Consider the following 15,492-nt stretch of genomic DNA (forward strand, 5'->3'; position numbering starts at 1 on the left):
CCTGGTCGCATGCGGTAGCAGATCGCATTCCCAGAACAGGCCCCGCCGGCGACGGACGGGGCCTTTTCTGTGTCTGCACAAACCCTCGTCCGCGCGGCTTCATGCAAAGGAAGCTAGTCATGGACGATCTCGATCACAGAAGCCTCGGACCCCGTCTCGATCTCTGGCACATCCAGGAGGATGCGCCGGGAATGGTGTTCTGGCATCCGCGCGGCCACGCGCTCTATCGCGTGCTCGAAAACTTTATCCGCGGCAAGATGCGCCGGCTCGGCTATGCCGAGGTCAGGACGCCGCAGCTGCTGCCGCTCGACTTGTGGATGCAAAGCGGGCATTGGGAGAAGTTCGGCGCGCAGATGTTCGCCCTCGGCGAGGGCGAGCGCGCGATGGCGCTGAAGCCGATGTCGTGTCCCTGCCATGTCCAGATCTTCAACAGGAATTTGAGGTCGTGGCGCGAGCTGCCGCTGCGCTACGCCGAGTTCGGCAGCTGCCATCGCGACGAGCCGTCTGGCGCGCTGCACGGTCTGATGCGCACGCGCGGCTTCGAGCAGGACGATGCGCATGTGTTCTGCCGCGCCGACGATGTCGCGGGCGAGGTCGCCCGCTTCGCCGCGCTGCTCTCGGAGGTCTATGCCGCGTTCGGCTTCGACGCGCCGGAGGTGTCGCTGTCGACGCGACCGCAACTGCGCGCCGGATCGGACGCGTCATGGGATTGGGCGGAGCAGGCTCTGGCCGAAGCCGCCCGCAGCTGTGGCCTGTCCTATGCGATCCAGCCCGGCGAGGGCGCGTTCTACGGACCGAAGCTGGAGTTTGCGCTGCGCGACCGGCTCGGCCGCTCCTGGCAGTGCGGCACGGTTCAGCTCGACAGCGTGCTTCCGGAACGTCTCGGCGCCTCCTATGTCGCCGCCCACGGTGCCCGGGCGACGCCGGTCCTGATCCACCACGCGGTGCTCGGCTCGATCGGTCGCTTCATCGCGATGCTGCTCGAGCACCACGCCGGCGCGCTGCCGTTCTGGCTGTCGCCCGACCAGGTCGCGGTCGTGCCGATCACGAGGGATCAGCTGGACGATGCGTTGAAGCTCCGCGAACTTCTCTTCAGCGCCGAGCTGCGCGCCGTTCTATCAGCTGATGGCGAGACGCTGTCTCGGCGCATCGTCGCGGCGCATGCGGCGAGCATTCCCGTCGTTGCGGTGGTCGGGGCTCGTGAAGCAGCGCAGGGCACCGTGAGCCTGCGCGAGCGCGACGGGACGACCTCCGTGCTCACGTGGGATCGGGCGGTCAGCACGCTGCGCGAGCGGAATCGGCCGCCTCGCGGTAGCGTCGATCGCGCGTGCGGCCCCGATCTTGACTGAACCAGTCAGTGCCGCGGCGCGACCAATACGACGCGCCGCAGGCGCGTTGGGGCAGGGCGCTCACCGCGACGGCCGAAGAGCAAGAGGGAGGATCTATGAGAACGCTGATCGCTGCGTTGAGCATCATGGCCATCACCACCGCGGCCGTCGCCGGGACGTTCGGCGTACCCTATGAGAAATCGGCCTTCACGATCACCGTTCCCGATGGCTGGAGCCCGAATCATTCGGAAGACGGCGTCGACGCGGCAGCGCCCGGCAATACGTTCTTCATGTCGATCTACACGTTCGACGGCGACAATTGCGCTGCCGCGCGTGACGATGTGGTTGCGATGCTGACCCGCAACGGTATGACTATCGATCGCGCCTCCGCAAAGGAAAGCGCGCAGCCGCTTGCCGGCCTGCAGGGCACGGCGACGCAATATGCTGCAACGGAGGACAAGAAGGCCCGGCAGATCGTCGCCCTGGTTGCGCCTCTCCCCGGCAAGCGCTGTCTTCAGGTGGCGCAATGGGGCACGGCCGACGGTTTCCAGCGCAATGCCGCGGCGGTGACGAAGATCCTGGGCTCGATCAAGCTGACCGGGAAATAGCGAGCGGACGTCGTCCCCCCTGGCGCTCCTGCGATCGTTGCGGCTAGGCTCGTGCGAGCAGACGCACGAGTCCCGCCATGGCCAAGCCGCCGCTTCCCCACCCGATCCTGTCGACTGCGCGGTTGCAACTGCGCCAGTTTCGCCCCGACGATGTCGACGCGATGCATCGCTGCTTCAGCGATCCCGATGCGATGCGGTTCTGGAACCATCCGGTGCACACCAAGCGCATCGAGAGCGAGCGCGCTGTGCGCAGGTTCATCGACTGCACGCCGTCCTACTATCGGTTCTGGGCGGTGGCGGAGGCGACGTCCGATCGCTGCATCGGCATGGTCAATTATCACGACGGCCACATCCGCAGCCGGCGCGCCGCGATCGGCTACATCGTCGATCCCGCCCGCCAGCGTCAGGGCATTGCCGGCGAGGCCGTTGCTGCGATGCTCGACTACTGCTTCGGCGAGCTCGGCCTGCACCGCCTTCAGGCGTTGATCCATCCCGACAATGCTCCGTCCCGCGGCCTTGCCGAGAAGCTCGGCTTCCGCTGCGAGGGCCGGCTGCGCGATCATCTGCGCGTCGACGGCGAATGGCGCGACGACATGCTCTATGCGCTGCTGGCAACGGATTCGCGCGGACGCGCGTGAGGCGCGCGGCGGCTGCTGACGGCCGCGTGCGACACCGGCCGGGCCGGGACTTGTGACGAATGTTTGCAAGATGGCGTCCTGCACTCAGGAGGCGAGTTCCCGCGTCAACGCCTCTTTCGACCGTGACGCTCGCGTCACCGCAGGCAGGGCCGTTGCGATCACGCCCGACGCGCTGTCGAAGCGATCACGTTAAGACCGGCTTTACCCTGATCAGAAACGCAGAAACATTCCGTTACCGGCCGCGCGCCGCTTGACGTATGATGTCACCGCTCATCCCCGTCTCTCGCCCTGGCCACGTCCGCGTCCGGTCGACGCCGAGGTGTGTCCGGTATTTCTATCCAAAATGGTTTGGTGAGAGAAAAGCAATTTTTAGTATATGCTACCTGGAGTGGTGTCATGAATATTCCGGCTCTGCTGATCGCGACCGGATTTGGCGCGGTGTTCCTGGCCGCGGAGCTCAGATGGTACGTCCAGCCGCCGGCTATCGACGCAAAGCCTGTCATGAGCGCGCTGTCGTCCGACCACATGAAAGCGCGCGCGGCGGTGCGCAACGTGCTGGTCGCGCCGGACACGGCGCAGTTCGACGGCATGCGGACGGTGACCGAGGGCACGACGAAATATGTCTGCGGCCTCGTCAAGGCGCGCGACCGCACCGGCAACGTCGCTGATGCCCCCTTTGTCTATGCTGTGGCGGCGAATTTTGTCCGCGTCGACGATGGCGGCCGGCTGACGCGTGAGCAGGCGCCGTACCGGCCTTGTCCGGTGATCGAGGATGAGCCGAAGGTCGCGCAGAAGGACCCTGACAAGAAGCTCATGATCTCGCCCGCCGCGCTGGCCGTGGTGAAGACGGCCGTGCAACTGATGCCGGAGGGCGATCCGGCGACGCTGACGGCGCTGGCCTCGACGATGGCTGAGGCGGCCGGGTCGAGGGCGGGCGGAGGGGGTGGCCAGCCGATGGAGCAGCAGATCGCGGCGCTTGCCGGCAAGACCGTGGGGTCAGCTGGCGGCAGCAGTGCAGGGCAGATCATCGTCAGCGAGCGCGGCATCCCCAGCAAGTCGGCAGGGTCCGCCAGCAAGCCGCCGGAATGGCGCGCCGATCAGCCGCCGCCCAACTGGCCGAAATTCCCGCAGGGCCATCCGCTGGCGGTTCCGGCGGAGAAACGTCCGCCGTCCGAAGCTTTGGCATTGGCGCGAGACGTCGAGGAGCGCTGGAAGAAGTCCGAGGCCGCCGGCGATCCGCGCCTGCGTCCCTCGCCGAAGGACATCAAGGACGCCTCCCGCGCACTGCTGACCATCGACTGCATCGACATCGAATATCGCCAGGCCTGGGCGGCATTCGTCCGTCTGCAGGAGATGGATCGCATCGTGACGACGGGGTAGCGGGCCTCGGCGGCGATCACGCTCCGCTTTGCGGCACAGGATGATCATGAGGTCCGAGCCGCCACCCGTCACTGCGAGCGAAGCGAAGCCACCCAGGGCGGGTGTGCGGAACTCTGGATTGCTTCGCTCGCAATGACGTTATGAAGGCAGTGGTGACCGCTTGGGCGGCGCCTGATCTTGCCGAGCTTCAGCATGCCAGCTGGACGGTGCTCATGGTGCAGGTTGTCGTTGCCGTCCCATCTACTTCTTAATGAATGCATCATAGCCTTGATCAGGGTCCGCCGGCGCGAGGCCATTGCGTGGAGGTCGGTGTGAATGACGATGCGCCTTGGTACGTAAGTCTTGTCATCGCCTGGTTGCCATTGATTGCGTTCGTTTGAGCGGTTGTTTGGAGCACCCGTCGGATCCAGAGGTCTCTGACAACCAGCGATGGTCGATCGCTGACGCAGGTCGTCGGCGATCTGGCGGATGAGTTGAAACGTGCAAATGAGAAAAGGTTGTAGTCGGTCAGCACCGCTGATCCGAACCAGGCGCGCTGTCTCGAAGACATCGCAGGAAAGCATTTTGTTATGACGAATGAAGTGCCGTGGTACGTGAGCCTGATTGTCTCCTGGCTTCCCTTCATCATGTTCATTGCTGCCATTCTGTGGAGCTCACGGCAGATAACGAAGTCGCTCACTGCCGATGATGACCGCTCTCTGGCGCAGGTCGTTGACGATCTGGCGCGAGAAATGAAGCGGGCGAACGACATCCGTCATGACCAGAAACCGTAGTCCGATCCTGGCCTTGCCCTAACGGATGCGCCGAAGCCGGGAATCTGTCTGCAATCTCAAGGCGACTCACGCTGTCCAGTCAGCTGGCGAAAAATATCGAGCTTCCGTTTTTCAGAAAAATATGGTTCACTGCCTTTGTCCTGCCTCGGCACGAGGGGCGTATCGCGATCGTCACGGCACGCGGGGTGAGATGTGGTGGGCGCATCGGATCGCAGCATGGCCTGGCCGTGCGGACGAACGGTTCGAGGCGCACGTCGAAAACGTATGGTCCTGGCATCTCGACGCTGATGCTACGCCGGTGGTGACGATGATCCACAGGTTACGGGGGCAAGACAGCCGATCCCCGGGGAGAGTACGTCATAAGACGTAAAGCCATCGTGCAGGGAATGCCGGTTGACCGGCTGGACCTGTGGTGACTGCCGCCTGCTAATTTTTCTGCAGGCGGGCCATGGGTTGCGGCCAGCACCCGGCATTCCCTGCGCCCTCGTTTGCGAGAGGGTGACAACGAGAATGGATAGCTCGGCGCAAACCGCGCGCGAGGATAACGAGCTGTGTCCGCTCATGAGACGGAATCGTCGCACCTCACACACGGTCGTCATCCCCGCGAAAGCGGAGATCCAGTACGCCGCGGCCCATCGAGGATTCACAACTGGCTCTGGAATACTGGATCGCCCGGTCAAGCCGGGCGATGACAGTGGAGGTTGTTGGGTGATCATCGAGATCGCAGGCGCAGAGCAGCCCGATCAGTGCGTAGCCTGGATGAGCGCAACGGTATCCGGGGTCACCGATGTTGCGCGTGAGATCCCGGATGTCGCTACGCTCATCCGGGCTACGGCTGCGGGCGGCGTCGCAAATTGGGGCCGATATCTATCAGCTCGTCATTGCGAGCGCAGCGAAGCAATCCAGGGTGGTGTGCGGGACTCTGGATTGCTTCGCTGCGCTCGCAATGACGATGTAGATACAACGGAGTGTGCCAACGAATCCGGCGCTCGCCGCCTCGCGATCAGCTCGCCGCAACCGCCGCGCCGCCCTTGTAGATGCGGTGGTAGCGGCGGCCGAGATTGGTCAGGACTTCGTAGCCGATGGTGCCGAAATGATGCGCGAGCTCGTCGACACTGATGCCTTCGCCGAGCAGGGTGGCGAAATGGCCGCGGCGCGCGGCCTTCGGCGGCAGGTCGGTGACATCGACGGCGATCAGGTCCATCGACACCCGGCCCGCGACGGGGCAGCGCTGGCCGGCGACGATGACGTCGGCGCCGCGGGTGCCGTCGTTGGACGAGGCGGCGCGGAAATAGCCGTCGGCATAGCCGGCGGAGAGGATGGCGATCTTCGTCGGTCGACGCGCGGTCCAGGTGCCCCCATAGCCGACGGCATCACCGCGAGCGAGATCCCGCAGCTGCACGATGCGGGCCTTGATCTCGGCGACCGGCTGCATCGGGTTGTCGGCCTCCGGTGTCGGGTTGACGCCGTAGAGCGCGGCGCCCGGACGCACCATGTCGAAATGGAAGGAGGCGCCGAGGAAGATGCCGGAGGAGGCGGCGAGCGCCGCCGGCACGCCGGTGAAGACGCTGGCGACCTCGCGGAAGGTCGCGAGCTGGCGCGCATTCGCCGGGCTGTTGACCTGCTCGGCGGAGGCGAGATGGCTCATCACCAGGGTGATGCCATGGTCGCCGCTCTGGATGCGCGGGATCATGCCCTGCGCGTCGATCGGCGTAAGGCCAAGCCGGTTCATGCCGGTGTCGACATGGATCGCGGCGCCGCCCTTCCAGCCGGTGCGGCGGCAGAACATGTCCCATTCGGCGAGCTCATTGAGATCGCCGATCACGGGGCGGCAGTTGATCGCAGCGTAGTCATCGCCGGTGTTCTGGAAGAAGCCGTCGAGCACGTAGAGCGCGGCTGGCTCGGGCAGGGCGCTGCGGGCGATCTTGGCCTCACCGAGCGTCGCCACAAAGAACGTCTTGCAACCGGCGGCGGCGAGCGTGCGCGCTACCTGCGGAATGCCACAGCCATAGGCGTCGGCCTTGATCACGCCCGCGCATTCGGCCGGCACCGCGGTCTTTTCCAGCTTGCGCCAGTTCGCGGCGAGCGCATCGAGATCGATGGTCAGCACGCCGGTCGCGCTGGCGGGGATCGCATCGGCCGCCGACGCAGAGGGCTCGGCGGGTTTCGGTTCGGGAACACTCATGCGGCGCTTTTACGCGCCGCGGCGCATCTGTTCAACAGCACACGGTCAATAGTCGTGATGCTGCGGCGGCATACCGTCATGGGCGAGGTCGCCGAAGCGCGTGACCGAGGCGTCGAAGTGCAGCTCGACGGTGCCGGTCGGACCGTGACGCTGCTTGCCGATGATCACTTCGGCCTTGCCCAGCGCCAGTTCCATTTCGGTCTGCCACTTCTGGTGCTCCTCGGTGCCGGGGCGCGGCTCCTTGGCAGCCAGGTAGTATTCGCCGCGGTACACGAACAGCACGACGTCGGCGTCCTGCTCGATCGAGCCGGATTCACGCAGGTCCGACAGCTGCGGCCGCTTGTCGTCGCGGTTTTCGACCTGACGCGACAGCTGCGACAGCGCGATGATCGGAACGTTGAGCTCCTTCGCCAGCGCCTTCAGGCTGGTGGTGATCTCGGTGATTTCCTGCACGCGGTTGTCGCTGCCACGCTTGCCGGAGCCGGCGAGCAGCTGGATGTAGTCGATCACCAGGAGGTCGAGCCCCCTTTGCCGCTTCAGCCGGCGGGCGCGCGCCATCACCTGCGAGATCGAGATGCCGCCGGTTTCGTCGACATAGAACGGCAGCGATTGCAGCTCGATCGAGCACTCGCGCAGCTTTTCGAAATCGGCCTCGGTGATGCCGCCGCGGCGGATGTGGCTCGAGGGAATGCCGGAACGCTCGGCGATGATGCGGGTAGCGAGCTGTTCGCCGCTCATTTCGCACGAGAAGAACCCGACCACGCCGCCCTGCGCCGCCTTGTAGGTGCCGTCGGGCTGCAGTTCCGGAACATAGGCCTGCGCGACGTTGTAGGCGATATTGGTGGCGAGCGAGGTCTTGCCCATGCCGGGACGGCCGGCGAGGATGATCAGGTCGGAGTGCTGCAGGCCGCCCATCTTGGCGTCGAGATCGCGCAGGCCGGTCGAGATGCCCGACAGCTTGCCGTCGCGCTGGAACGCCTTCGCGGCCATGTCGAGCGCGGTGGTCAGCGCCTGCGAGAACTTCTGGAAACCGCCGTCGTAGCGGCCGGACTCGGCGAGCTCGTACAGCCTGCGCTCGGCATCCTCGATCTGGTTGCGCGGCGCGAAATCGACCGGCGCGTCATAGGCGACGTTGACCATGTCCTCGCCGATGCCGATGAGGTCACGGCGCAACGACAGATCGTAGATGGTGCGGCCATAGTCCTGCGCGTTGATGATCGTCGTCGCCTCGGCGGCGAGGCGCGCCAGATACTGGCCGACGGTCATGCCGCCAAGATCGACGTCCGCGGGCAGGAACGTCTTCAACGTCACGGGCGTGGCGATCTTGCCCATGCGGATGAGGCTCGCCGTCGTCTCGAAGATCGTCTGATGCAGCGGCTCGTAGAAATGCTTCGGCTCGAGGAAATCAGACACGCGATAGAACGCGTCGTTGTTGACGAGGATCGCGCCGAGCAGACCCTGCTCCGCCTCGATGTTGTGAGGCGCGCTGCGATAGGCCGGCGTTGCGGCGTCCGTCGGAGCCAGCTTAAGAACGTTCGAATCGGTCAATGCCATGGATGCGTGTTTAGCAGCTTTGCAGGGGAGGGGATAAAGCGCCAGTCGCGTCCGAAGCGGAAGCGAAACGTGGTCGCTATTCACCGTCCGGTAAATCTGGTGGATGAATCCGGACTCGCCAGATGCCGCGCTTGACGGGAACCGGCGGACTCAGCGCTGCGCATGTGGAAGCGGAACCCCGGTGCAATCACGGAGTGAGCTGCATCACGCAGAGATGGATTTTGCGGAAGCAGCGATCACGCCCGGGGCAGGTAACCAGGCGGCTGCTGGCGTCAGCTTCGGTGACTCGCTCAGACCAGCAGCAGATACAGAAGCGCGAGCACGGACGCGCACACACCGGCGGCAATCAGCGCGTAGTCGGTGCTGAAGTCGGTTCGTGGTTCCAGCATGGCTCGGGTCGGGCTCTCGATCATGCCGGGACATTACGGCCGGGCTGCCCCGGGGTCTGTGAGCCAGTTCACAGACCGGACGAATTGTTTGAAAGTTTGAGACGGATCAACCGAGTTTCGTGCGTTGCGTGTTATTTGAAGCAAAGTCATCTTCAAATTGAGATTGTGAATGGGAGAGGGCGACATCACCCGCGGGATGGCCTCTCCAGACTCCGTCGTCATCCCAGGCAAGCTGCGAAGCCGCGCCGGTGGCATCGCAGCCCCGACCCGGAATCCCTAACCACCGGACGATGGGATGGAGCGGGATGCCGATCCAGTCGGACCTCACAACAGCCGACAGTGGTTATGGGTCCCGGCTTTCACCCGGACGACGGCTGTGGCGCTGCGGTGCCGAGCCGCTTACTCGCCCGCCATGCGCAGCGTAGGACGATATCCGCGTTCCAGCGCGCGCAGGCGCGCTTCCTCGCGGTGGATGTAGTCCCGGGTCATGGGCACGACACCTTGGCGCTTGGTCAGCTGGATCTGGAAATTCATCATGTTCTGCTTGCGGAAGGCCATCTCGGACGCCGCGAGATAGAACTCCCACATCCGCGCGAAGCGCTCGTCGTAAAGCTGCACGGCTTCCTCGCGGCGGGCCATGAAGCGCTCGCGCCACGCCTTCAGCGTCTCCGCGTAATGCAAACGCAGGATCTCGATGTCGCAGACCAGCAGCCCGGCGCGCTCGATCGCCGGCAGCACCTCGGACAGCGCGGGGATGTAGCCGCCGGGAAAGATGTATTTGGCGATCCACGGATTGGTCGAATCCGGCCCCTCGGAGCGGCCGATCGAATGCAGCACCATCACGCCGTCGTCCTTGAGCAACTCTGCGCAGTGGCGGAAGAAGGTGTCGTAGAACCTCACGCCGACATGTTCGAACATGCCGACCGATACGATGCGGTCGAACGTGCCGGGAACGTCGCGATAGTCCTGCAGCAAGAAGCGGGCGGACGCCGAGAGGTTTCGCTCCGCCGCGCGCGCGTTGGCGACGTGCAGCTGCTCGGTCGACAGGGTCACGCCGGTGACGTCGGCGCCGGTCAATTCCGCCAGATAAAGTCCGAGCCCGCCCCAGCCGCAGCCGATGTCCAGGATGCGGTCGTCCGGATCGATCAGCAGCTTGGCGGCGAGGTGCCGCTTCTTGGCGAGCTGAGCGTCGTCGAGCGATGTGTCCGGCGTGCCGAAATAGGCGCAGGAATATTGCTTGTCGGCATCAAGAAACAGCGAGTAGAGCCGCCCGTCGAGGTCGTAGTGATGCGCAACGTTTTGGCGCGCGCGTGCCTTGATGTTGAGCTGGCGCAGCGGCCGGATCAGATAGCGCAGCCACCATTGCGGCTTGGCCCAGTCCGGCATCACGGCCGGCTGGCTCATGATGATCGAGAGCAGGTCGGCAATCGATCCGCGCTCGAGGACGAATGTGCCGTCCATATACGCTTCACCGAGGGCAAGCTCCGGATTGGTCAGGAGGCGGCGCTCGGCCTCCCGGGTCATGAAACGGGCCGCGACGGGGATACCGGTTCCGTCCCCGCAGTTGAACTTGGCACCGTCGGCGGTCGTGAAGCTGATCGACCCACGGCAGATGAAACGACTCAACAGACTACGCAGCAAACGGTCCATTCCCATCACCCAACGAGCTACCCCCGTGAGATGCTGACTTGCCCGGCTGTCGCACTCGACGCGTGGAGAACCGATTGGTTCCCCTTCAAACCTTACGTATGTTAGTTAGGAGGCATAAGTCGTGCCACACCCGTCGACACAAAGCCGTTATCCGCCATCCACATCGAAGGATGGACATCTGGCCGGTGGGACATCTGTGCGCTTTCATTCGTGCTCCGATCCGCTAAAAAGGCGGCGGCCGCCGGTGCTTAGCCGGTGTCCGGCCGGTCCTGGCGGGATCAGGTCTCGGAGGATCGCAGTCGAAGAGCGCGGCCGCTCGTGCTGGCGTTGCGCTCGCTTGATGGCGAGGGGAAGCACGGCAACGGCCGTCGCGGATGGCACCGTGTGGGCAAAACCATAGCTGGAGAATGAGGATGGTGGGCCGAGCGCTCAATTTGGCGACGGTGGTGGTGGCATTCTGCATCGGCTTGGCCGGCGCGGCCGTGGCGCAGGAAAATCTCGATGCCGGCAAGAGCCCGGCGCAGATTTACAATGGGACATGCGTGGTCTGCCACAAGTCGCCGCGCGGACTGGCCAAGACGGTGTCGGCGGGATCGCTGCCCGGCTTCCTGCGGCAGCATTACACGACCAGCCCCGAGATGGCCGGCGTGCTCGCCAACTACCTGATCTCCAACGGGGCAGCCGATGCCCACTCCATGGGCCATTCGGGCAAGGATGGGAGCAAGGAGACGCGATCCGAGCGCCGGACACGCGCCGCGACCGCGGCCAGCGAAGCCAAGCCTAGCGAGGTTAAGCCTGAGGCGGAAGGCGCCGGGCAGACCGAGCCGCGCCGTCGCGGCCGTCACTCCAAGCGGTCCGAGCCTGCCGAGGCAAAACCCGAGGCGGGAGCGGAGGCCAAGCCGTCGGCCGCCGAGCCGGCCGATGGCGATGGCAGCGCGGCCGTCAAGAAGGGCAAGCATGGCAAGCGCAAGAAGCCGGCCCTGGAGGGTGCGGCGGCCACCGACGAGCCACGCAGCGAATCGACGGGTGCCACCACGCGATCGCCATCGCGAAGCGACAGTGCCGCGCAATCCGCGCCGCCGAAGGTGGAGACGCCGAAATCGAGCGAGGCGGCCCCGGCGCTGCGGGCGGATCCGGTGCCTCCGGTAACGCCGGCTCCGGCGACGACCCAGTGAGGCAGCAAAAAGCCCGGCTCGATGAGCCGGGCTTCGTGTTTATGGAGCGATGCGGTTGGGCTTACTGAGCGGCAGGCTCGCCCGCGGCCTCTTCCTGGGCTTCCGGATCGAAGAACTCGCCGGCGGCGGCAATGGCCTCGGCGGCCGCGTCGCGGTCCTCCTGGCGGGTCGAGATGTCCTCGCCGCGCTTGATGCGCTCGGCCTCGTCGGCGCTGCGGGCCACCGTCACCGTCACGGAGGTCTCGACCTCCGGGTGGATCGCGATGGTGACCTTCTGCTGGCCGATGGTCTTGATCGGCGCGTCCAGCCAGACCTGCGGCCGGCTGACGGTGATGCCGTCGGCGGCGAGCGCGTCGACGATGTCGCGGACCGAGACCGAGCCGAACAGCTGGCCGGATTCGGAGGCTTGGCGGATGACGACGATGTCGCGGCCGTCGATCTTCTCGGCGACCTTGGCCGCCTCGCCCTTGGCCTTGATGTTGTTGGCCTCGAGCTCGGCCTTCATGCCCTCATATTTCGCCTTGTTCTCGGCGGTCGCGCGCAACGCCTTCTTGCGCTTGAGCAGGAAGTTGCGGGCGAACCCGTCCTTGACCTTTACGATCTCGCCCATCTGGCCGAGCTTGGCGACACGTTCCAGCAGAATGACTTCCATCGATGTTCTCCTTCAAGATGTTCGGAAGCGGTTGGTGTGAGGTTGAAACTTTTAAGGCACCGGCAACGGCGGCGGCCGCCTGGGGCCGAAGCGGTGACGGAGGTCGAAGGCGGCGTCGGCGAGGCCGAGGGCGGTCATCGCCAGCATCGGCAGCGGCCAGATGAAGGTCAGCAGCGGCGCGTAGGCGAGGCCGAGCCAAAGCGGGCGGGTTCGCATCAACAATGTCAGCGTATGGAGCACGGCATAGCCCGTGAGCGCGTAGGCAGACAGCAGCGCGGCGGCCATGATTCTGGCCATCAGACCGACCGGCTCGCTCATGAAGCAGACGCCGATGATCGCGAGCAGAGCCGGAATCGTCATCAGCGGCAGTTTAGCGTCTCTCAGACGTGGCCACGGGCGCATCAGCCGGCCCGAAATGAAAGTGATCCAACCGGCAATCGCCAAGTTGAAGGTCAGCGCAATGGTCATGGCCATCGTGATCATCAGCGGCGTCATGAACACCGCCAGCTCGATCAGCCTCTGGATATCGACGCCATCAGGTGCACCCGCCTGGGCGAGCGCGCGCGGCAACAGCTGCTGCATACTCTCTTTCAAGGGCAACATGTCGGTGCCGAGGACAAAGGCGACAATCAGCGTCGCGAGCACCGCGATCCAGAGCAGGATGTTGCCCGTCGGATACCACTCCATCACGTCTTGGCCGGCGGGATCGGCAACCGGGCGGCCCAGAAGCACCAAATGGCTAAGCCACCCCGCCGGAAGCGCAACATAGAGGGCGAACATCTCGCCGCGATCGAAGCCCAACGCCGCGATCACGCAAACCGTAGCCACCACACCGCCGATGGCGGCGCTCAGGCGACCCCATGCGATGCCGGCGACCATCAGAGGAACGGGGGCGAGCAGCGCCAGCACGAGCGAGAACAGCACGCCCGAGACGATCGAGGCGAACATGACGGCGGAGGCAGCGCCTGCCGCCAGCGCGATGAGGATCGGTGCGATCATCAGCTGTCCCGCTCCCTTCGAGCGGTTAGAGGCCGGAAGGCCCCAACCATCGGCGACCGGACGACCCGGAAGCCTTATGAGAAATCGAGAAATGAGAGTTCGAGAAACAGAACCGGCGGCGCGAGGCCGCCGGTCAGAGGTCCACGCTTAGCGGATGACGTAGGGCAGCAGGCCGAGGAAGCGGGCGCGCTTGATGGCGCGGGCCAGCTCGCGCTGCTTCTTGGCGGACACCGCCGTAATGCGGCTCGGCACGATCTTGCCGCGCTCGGAGACGTAGCGCATGAGCAGCTTCGAATCCTTGTAGTCGATCTTCGGCGCGTTCGGGCCCGAGAACGGGCAGGTCTTGCGGCGGCGGAAGAACGGGCGACGTGCGGGGGCTTCAGCCATTGATCTTACTCCTCGTCCGCAGTTTCTTCGTCACGGGGCCGGCGCGGGCCGCGATCGCCACGGTCACCGCGATCGCCACGGAAGCCGCCGCCGTCGCGCTCACCACGGAAGCCACCGCCGCGGTCGTCGCGCTCACGGTCGCGATCGGCCTTGCGCATCATCGCCGACGGGCCTTCCTCAAGCTCCTCGACGCGGACGCTGAGGTAACGGATGACGTCCTCGCTGATCCGCTCCTGGCGCTCGATCTCGGCGATCGCCGCGGACGGCGCGTCGATGTTGAGCAGCACGAAGTGCGCCTTGCGGTTCTTGTTCATGCGGTAGGTGAGGGAGCGAACGCCCCAATTCTCGGTCTTGGTGACCTTACCGCCGAGACCCTCGACGATACCGGTCATCTGAGTCGTCAGTTCTTCCACCTGCTGGGTGCTCGCGTCCTGACGCGCGAGGAAAACATGCTCGTAAAGCGGCATGGCTGTCCTTTCCAAGTTGGCGCAGATCCCGGCGTCAAGCCCTTCGAGACCTTTTTGGAAAGGACTCGCAGACGTCAGCTCAGAAGGCGGGAACACGGGACGACGGGCCAACTGGCCCTGCCACATCAAAGTCGCCTGGGGTAACAGGTGGAATTTGCTGGGACCGTCCGTTCAGCTCCCGGCTCGGGATTCGCGGATGGCGGGCCTTATACCGATTTTCGCGCCCGAGGCAAGGGAAAGTGGTCGAAATGCGCCCGTCACGCGCTTGACATGGCAGGCCCGGCCAGTGTCTTTCCGGCCAAAGTTACGCATTTCCAGGGATTTTGGAACGTTCAGGGAGCGGCCATGACGGCAGCATTCACTTTTCCGGGGCAGGGGTCCCAGGCCGTCGGCATGGGCAAGGCGCTCGCGGACGCGTTTCCGGCCGCCCGCGCGGTGTTCGATGAGGTCGACGCGGCGCTCGGCGAAAAGCTGACCACGATCATCTGGGAAGGCCCGGCCGAAACCCTGCAGCTCACCGAGAACGCCCAGCCCGCGCTGATGGCGGTCTCGATGGCGACGTTGCGGGTGCTCGAGGCCGAAGCCGGTTTTTCGGTCGGCCAGGACGCGGCCTTCGTCGCCGGTCATTCGCTCGGCGAATATTCGGCGCTGGCCGCCGCCGGAAGCCTGACGATTGCCGATACCGCCCGTCTGCTGCGCACCCGAGGGCTGGCCATGCAGAAGGCCGTTCCGGTCGGGGTCGGCGCGATGGCAGCGCTGCTCGGCATGGATTACGAGGCTGCGGTGGCCGTGGCCGAAGAGGCAGCCCAGGGCGAGGTCTGCCAGGCCGCCAATGACAATGGCGGTGGCCAGGTGGTGGTGTCCGGCAACAAGGCTGCCGTGGACCGCGCCGTCGAGATCGCCCGCGCCAAGGGCGCCAAGCGCGCCATGCTGCTGCCCGTCTCCGCGCCCTTCCATTGCCAGCTGATGCAGCCGGCGGCTGACGTCATGGCTGACGCGCTGTCGAAGGTGACCATCAAGGCGCCAGCCGCGCCTGTCGTGTCGAATGTTCTGGCCGCGCCGATCACCGATCCCGACGAGATTCGCCGCCGCCTGGTCGAGCAGGTCACCGGCACGGTGCGCTGGCGCGAATCGATCGCCTATATGGCGGGTCAGGGCGTCACCCGTTTCTTCGAGATCGGTGCCGGCAAGGTGTTGAGCGGCCTGGTCAAGCGAATCGCGGATGGCGCGGTCGGCGTCGCGGTCGGCGGACCGGCCGACATTGCGGTCGCCAAGGATGCGCTGGCCGCGGCGAAGGCATCGTAAGG

Annotated in this window: 15 protein-coding genes; 7 read left to right on the forward strand and 8 right to left on the reverse strand. The window is 65.3% G+C overall.

Annotation, left to right across the window (positions count from 1 at the left end; all coding sequences use genetic code 11):
• Positions 1–119: 119 nt before the first annotated feature.
• From thrS to BRADO_RS15450, 4 genes are all read left to right on the forward strand, one after another.
• Positions 120–1,349: a threonine--tRNA ligase gene (gene thrS / locus BRADO_RS15435; protein WP_011926248.1), complete on the forward strand. Its 1,230-nt coding sequence runs from the start codon at positions 120–122 to the stop codon at positions 1,347–1,349.
• Positions 1,350–1,444: 95 nt separating this feature from the next.
• On the forward strand, positions 1,445–1,936 hold the full coding sequence (locus BRADO_RS15440) for a hypothetical protein (RefSeq protein WP_011926249.1): 492 nt from the start codon (positions 1,445–1,447) through the stop codon (positions 1,934–1,936).
• Between the two features lie 77 nt (positions 1,937–2,013).
• A complete protein-coding gene (locus BRADO_RS15445) occupies positions 2,014–2,574 on the forward strand; it encodes a GNAT family N-acetyltransferase (protein WP_011926250.1) in 561 nt (186 codons plus the stop codon).
• Between the two features lie 396 nt (positions 2,575–2,970).
• Positions 2,971–3,954 carry a hypothetical protein gene (locus tag BRADO_RS15450; protein ID WP_011926251.1) on the forward strand — a complete coding sequence of 328 codons (984 nt, stop codon included), beginning with the start codon at positions 2,971–2,973 and terminating at the stop codon, positions 3,952–3,954.
• A gap of 68 nt (positions 3,955–4,022) precedes the next feature.
• On the opposite strand, the gene BRADO_RS35015 is transcribed toward BRADO_RS15450, so the two are convergent.
• Positions 4,023–4,517: a hypothetical protein gene (locus BRADO_RS35015; RefSeq protein ID WP_157872568.1), complete on the reverse strand. Its 495-nt coding sequence runs from the start codon at positions 4,515–4,517 to the stop codon at positions 4,023–4,025.
• Positions 4,518–4,523: 6 nt separating this feature from the next.
• Here BRADO_RS35015 and BRADO_RS15455 point away from each other — a divergent pair, with 6 nt between their 5' ends.
• Complete coding sequence (locus BRADO_RS15455; RefSeq protein ID WP_011926252.1) at positions 4,524–4,727, forward strand: hypothetical protein; 204 nt, start codon at positions 4,524–4,526, stop codon at positions 4,725–4,727.
• A 1,003-nt stretch (positions 4,728–5,730) separates the two neighbouring features.
• On the opposite strand, the gene alr is transcribed toward BRADO_RS15455, so the two are convergent.
• The 3 genes from alr to BRADO_RS15470 form a co-directional block, all read right to left on the reverse strand.
• Positions 5,731–6,912, reverse strand: coding sequence for an alanine racemase (gene alr, locus BRADO_RS15460; RefSeq protein WP_011926253.1), 1,182 nt, complete (start codon positions 6,910–6,912; stop codon positions 5,731–5,733).
• A 45-nt stretch (positions 6,913–6,957) separates the two neighbouring features.
• Positions 6,958–8,466, reverse strand: a complete 1,509-nt coding sequence (locus tag BRADO_RS15465) for a replicative DNA helicase (RefSeq protein ID WP_041756558.1) — start codon at positions 8,464–8,466, stop codon at positions 6,958–6,960.
• 788 nt (positions 8,467–9,254) lie between these two features.
• Positions 9,255–10,505 (reverse strand): cyclopropane-fatty-acyl-phospholipid synthase family protein, encoded by a 1,251-nt coding sequence (locus BRADO_RS15470; RefSeq protein WP_041756560.1) that lies wholly within the window; start codon positions 10,503–10,505, stop codon positions 9,255–9,257.
• Positions 10,506–10,918: 413 nt separating this feature from the next.
• On the opposite strand from BRADO_RS15470, the gene BRADO_RS15475 reads away from it, so the two are divergent.
• On the forward strand, positions 10,919–11,680 hold the full coding sequence (locus tag BRADO_RS15475; protein ID WP_011926257.1) for a hypothetical protein: 762 nt from the start codon (positions 10,919–10,921) through the stop codon (positions 11,678–11,680).
• 61 nt (positions 11,681–11,741) lie between these two features.
• On the opposite strand, the gene rplI is transcribed toward BRADO_RS15475, so the two are convergent.
• The 4 genes from rplI to rpsF all read right to left on the reverse strand — a co-directional run bounded on the left by rplI (position 11,742) and on the right by rpsF (position 14,185).
• On the reverse strand, positions 11,742–12,332 hold the full coding sequence (gene rplI, locus BRADO_RS15480; RefSeq protein ID WP_011926258.1) for a 50S ribosomal protein L9: 591 nt from the start codon (positions 12,330–12,332) through the stop codon (positions 11,742–11,744).
• 51 nt (positions 12,333–12,383) lie between these two features.
• Positions 12,384–13,331 carry a hypothetical protein gene (locus tag BRADO_RS15485; RefSeq protein ID WP_011926259.1) on the reverse strand — a complete coding sequence of 316 codons (948 nt, stop codon included), beginning with the start codon at positions 13,329–13,331 and terminating at the stop codon, positions 12,384–12,386.
• A gap of 147 nt (positions 13,332–13,478) precedes the next feature.
• The gene (gene rpsR / locus BRADO_RS15490; RefSeq protein ID WP_008963441.1) at positions 13,479–13,718 is read right to left on the reverse strand and encodes a 30S ribosomal protein S18; all 240 of its coding nucleotides are present in this window, start codon (positions 13,716–13,718) and stop codon (positions 13,479–13,481) included.
• A gap of 5 nt (positions 13,719–13,723) precedes the next feature.
• Positions 13,724–14,185 carry a 30S ribosomal protein S6 gene (rpsF, locus tag BRADO_RS15495; protein ID WP_011926260.1) on the reverse strand — a complete coding sequence of 154 codons (462 nt, stop codon included), beginning with the start codon at positions 14,183–14,185 and terminating at the stop codon, positions 13,724–13,726.
• Between the two features lie 345 nt (positions 14,186–14,530).
• On the opposite strand from rpsF, the gene fabD reads away from it, so the two are divergent.
• Positions 14,531–15,490: an ACP S-malonyltransferase gene (gene fabD / locus BRADO_RS15500; protein WP_011926261.1), complete on the forward strand. Its 960-nt coding sequence runs from the start codon at positions 14,531–14,533 to the stop codon at positions 15,488–15,490.
• Positions 15,491–15,492 lie beyond the last annotated feature (2 nt).

Source organism: Bradyrhizobium sp. ORS 278 (genome assembly GCF_000026145.1).
In the GTDB taxonomy this organism is placed as follows: domain Bacteria; phylum Pseudomonadota; class Alphaproteobacteria; order Rhizobiales; family Xanthobacteraceae; genus Bradyrhizobium.

Excerpts from the sequence above, each read along its gene's own strand:
- thrS (WP_011926248.1), top strand. The coding sequence starts at position 120 with ATGGACGATCTCGATCACAGAAGCCTCGGACCCCGTCTCGATCTCTGG.
- BRADO_RS15440 (WP_011926249.1), top strand. The coding sequence starts at position 1,445 with ATGAGAACGCTGATCGCTGCGTTGAGCATCATGGCCATCACCACCGCG.
- BRADO_RS15445 (WP_011926250.1), top strand. The coding sequence starts at position 2,014 with ATGGCCAAGCCGCCGCTTCCCCACCCGATCCTGTCGACTGCGCGGTTG.
- BRADO_RS15450 (WP_011926251.1), top strand. The coding sequence starts at position 2,971 with ATGAATATTCCGGCTCTGCTGATCGCGACCGGATTTGGCGCGGTGTTC.
- BRADO_RS35015 (WP_157872568.1), bottom strand. The coding sequence starts at position 4,517 with ATGCTTTCCTGCGATGTCTTCGAGACAGCGCGCCTGGTTCGGATCAGC.
- BRADO_RS15455 (WP_011926252.1), top strand. The coding sequence starts at position 4,524 with ATGACGAATGAAGTGCCGTGGTACGTGAGCCTGATTGTCTCCTGGCTT.
- alr (WP_011926253.1), bottom strand. The coding sequence starts at position 6,912 with ATGAGTGTTCCCGAACCGAAACCCGCCGAGCCCTCTGCGTCGGCGGCC.
- BRADO_RS15465 (WP_041756558.1), bottom strand. The coding sequence starts at position 8,466 with ATGGCATTGACCGATTCGAACGTTCTTAAGCTGGCTCCGACGGACGCC.
- BRADO_RS15470 (WP_041756560.1), bottom strand. The coding sequence starts at position 10,505 with ATGGACCGTTTGCTGCGTAGTCTGTTGAGTCGTTTCATCTGCCGTGGG.
- BRADO_RS15475 (WP_011926257.1), top strand. The coding sequence starts at position 10,919 with ATGGTGGGCCGAGCGCTCAATTTGGCGACGGTGGTGGTGGCATTCTGC.
- rplI (WP_011926258.1), bottom strand. The coding sequence starts at position 12,332 with ATGGAAGTCATTCTGCTGGAACGTGTCGCCAAGCTCGGCCAGATGGGC.
- BRADO_RS15485 (WP_011926259.1), bottom strand. The coding sequence starts at position 13,331 with ATGATCGCACCGATCCTCATCGCGCTGGCGGCAGGCGCTGCCTCCGCC.
- rpsR (WP_008963441.1), bottom strand. The coding sequence starts at position 13,718 with ATGGCTGAAGCCCCCGCACGTCGCCCGTTCTTCCGCCGCCGCAAGACC.
- rpsF (WP_011926260.1), bottom strand. The coding sequence starts at position 14,185 with ATGCCGCTTTACGAGCATGTTTTCCTCGCGCGTCAGGACGCGAGCACC.
- fabD (WP_011926261.1), top strand. The coding sequence starts at position 14,531 with ATGACGGCAGCATTCACTTTTCCGGGGCAGGGGTCCCAGGCCGTCGGC.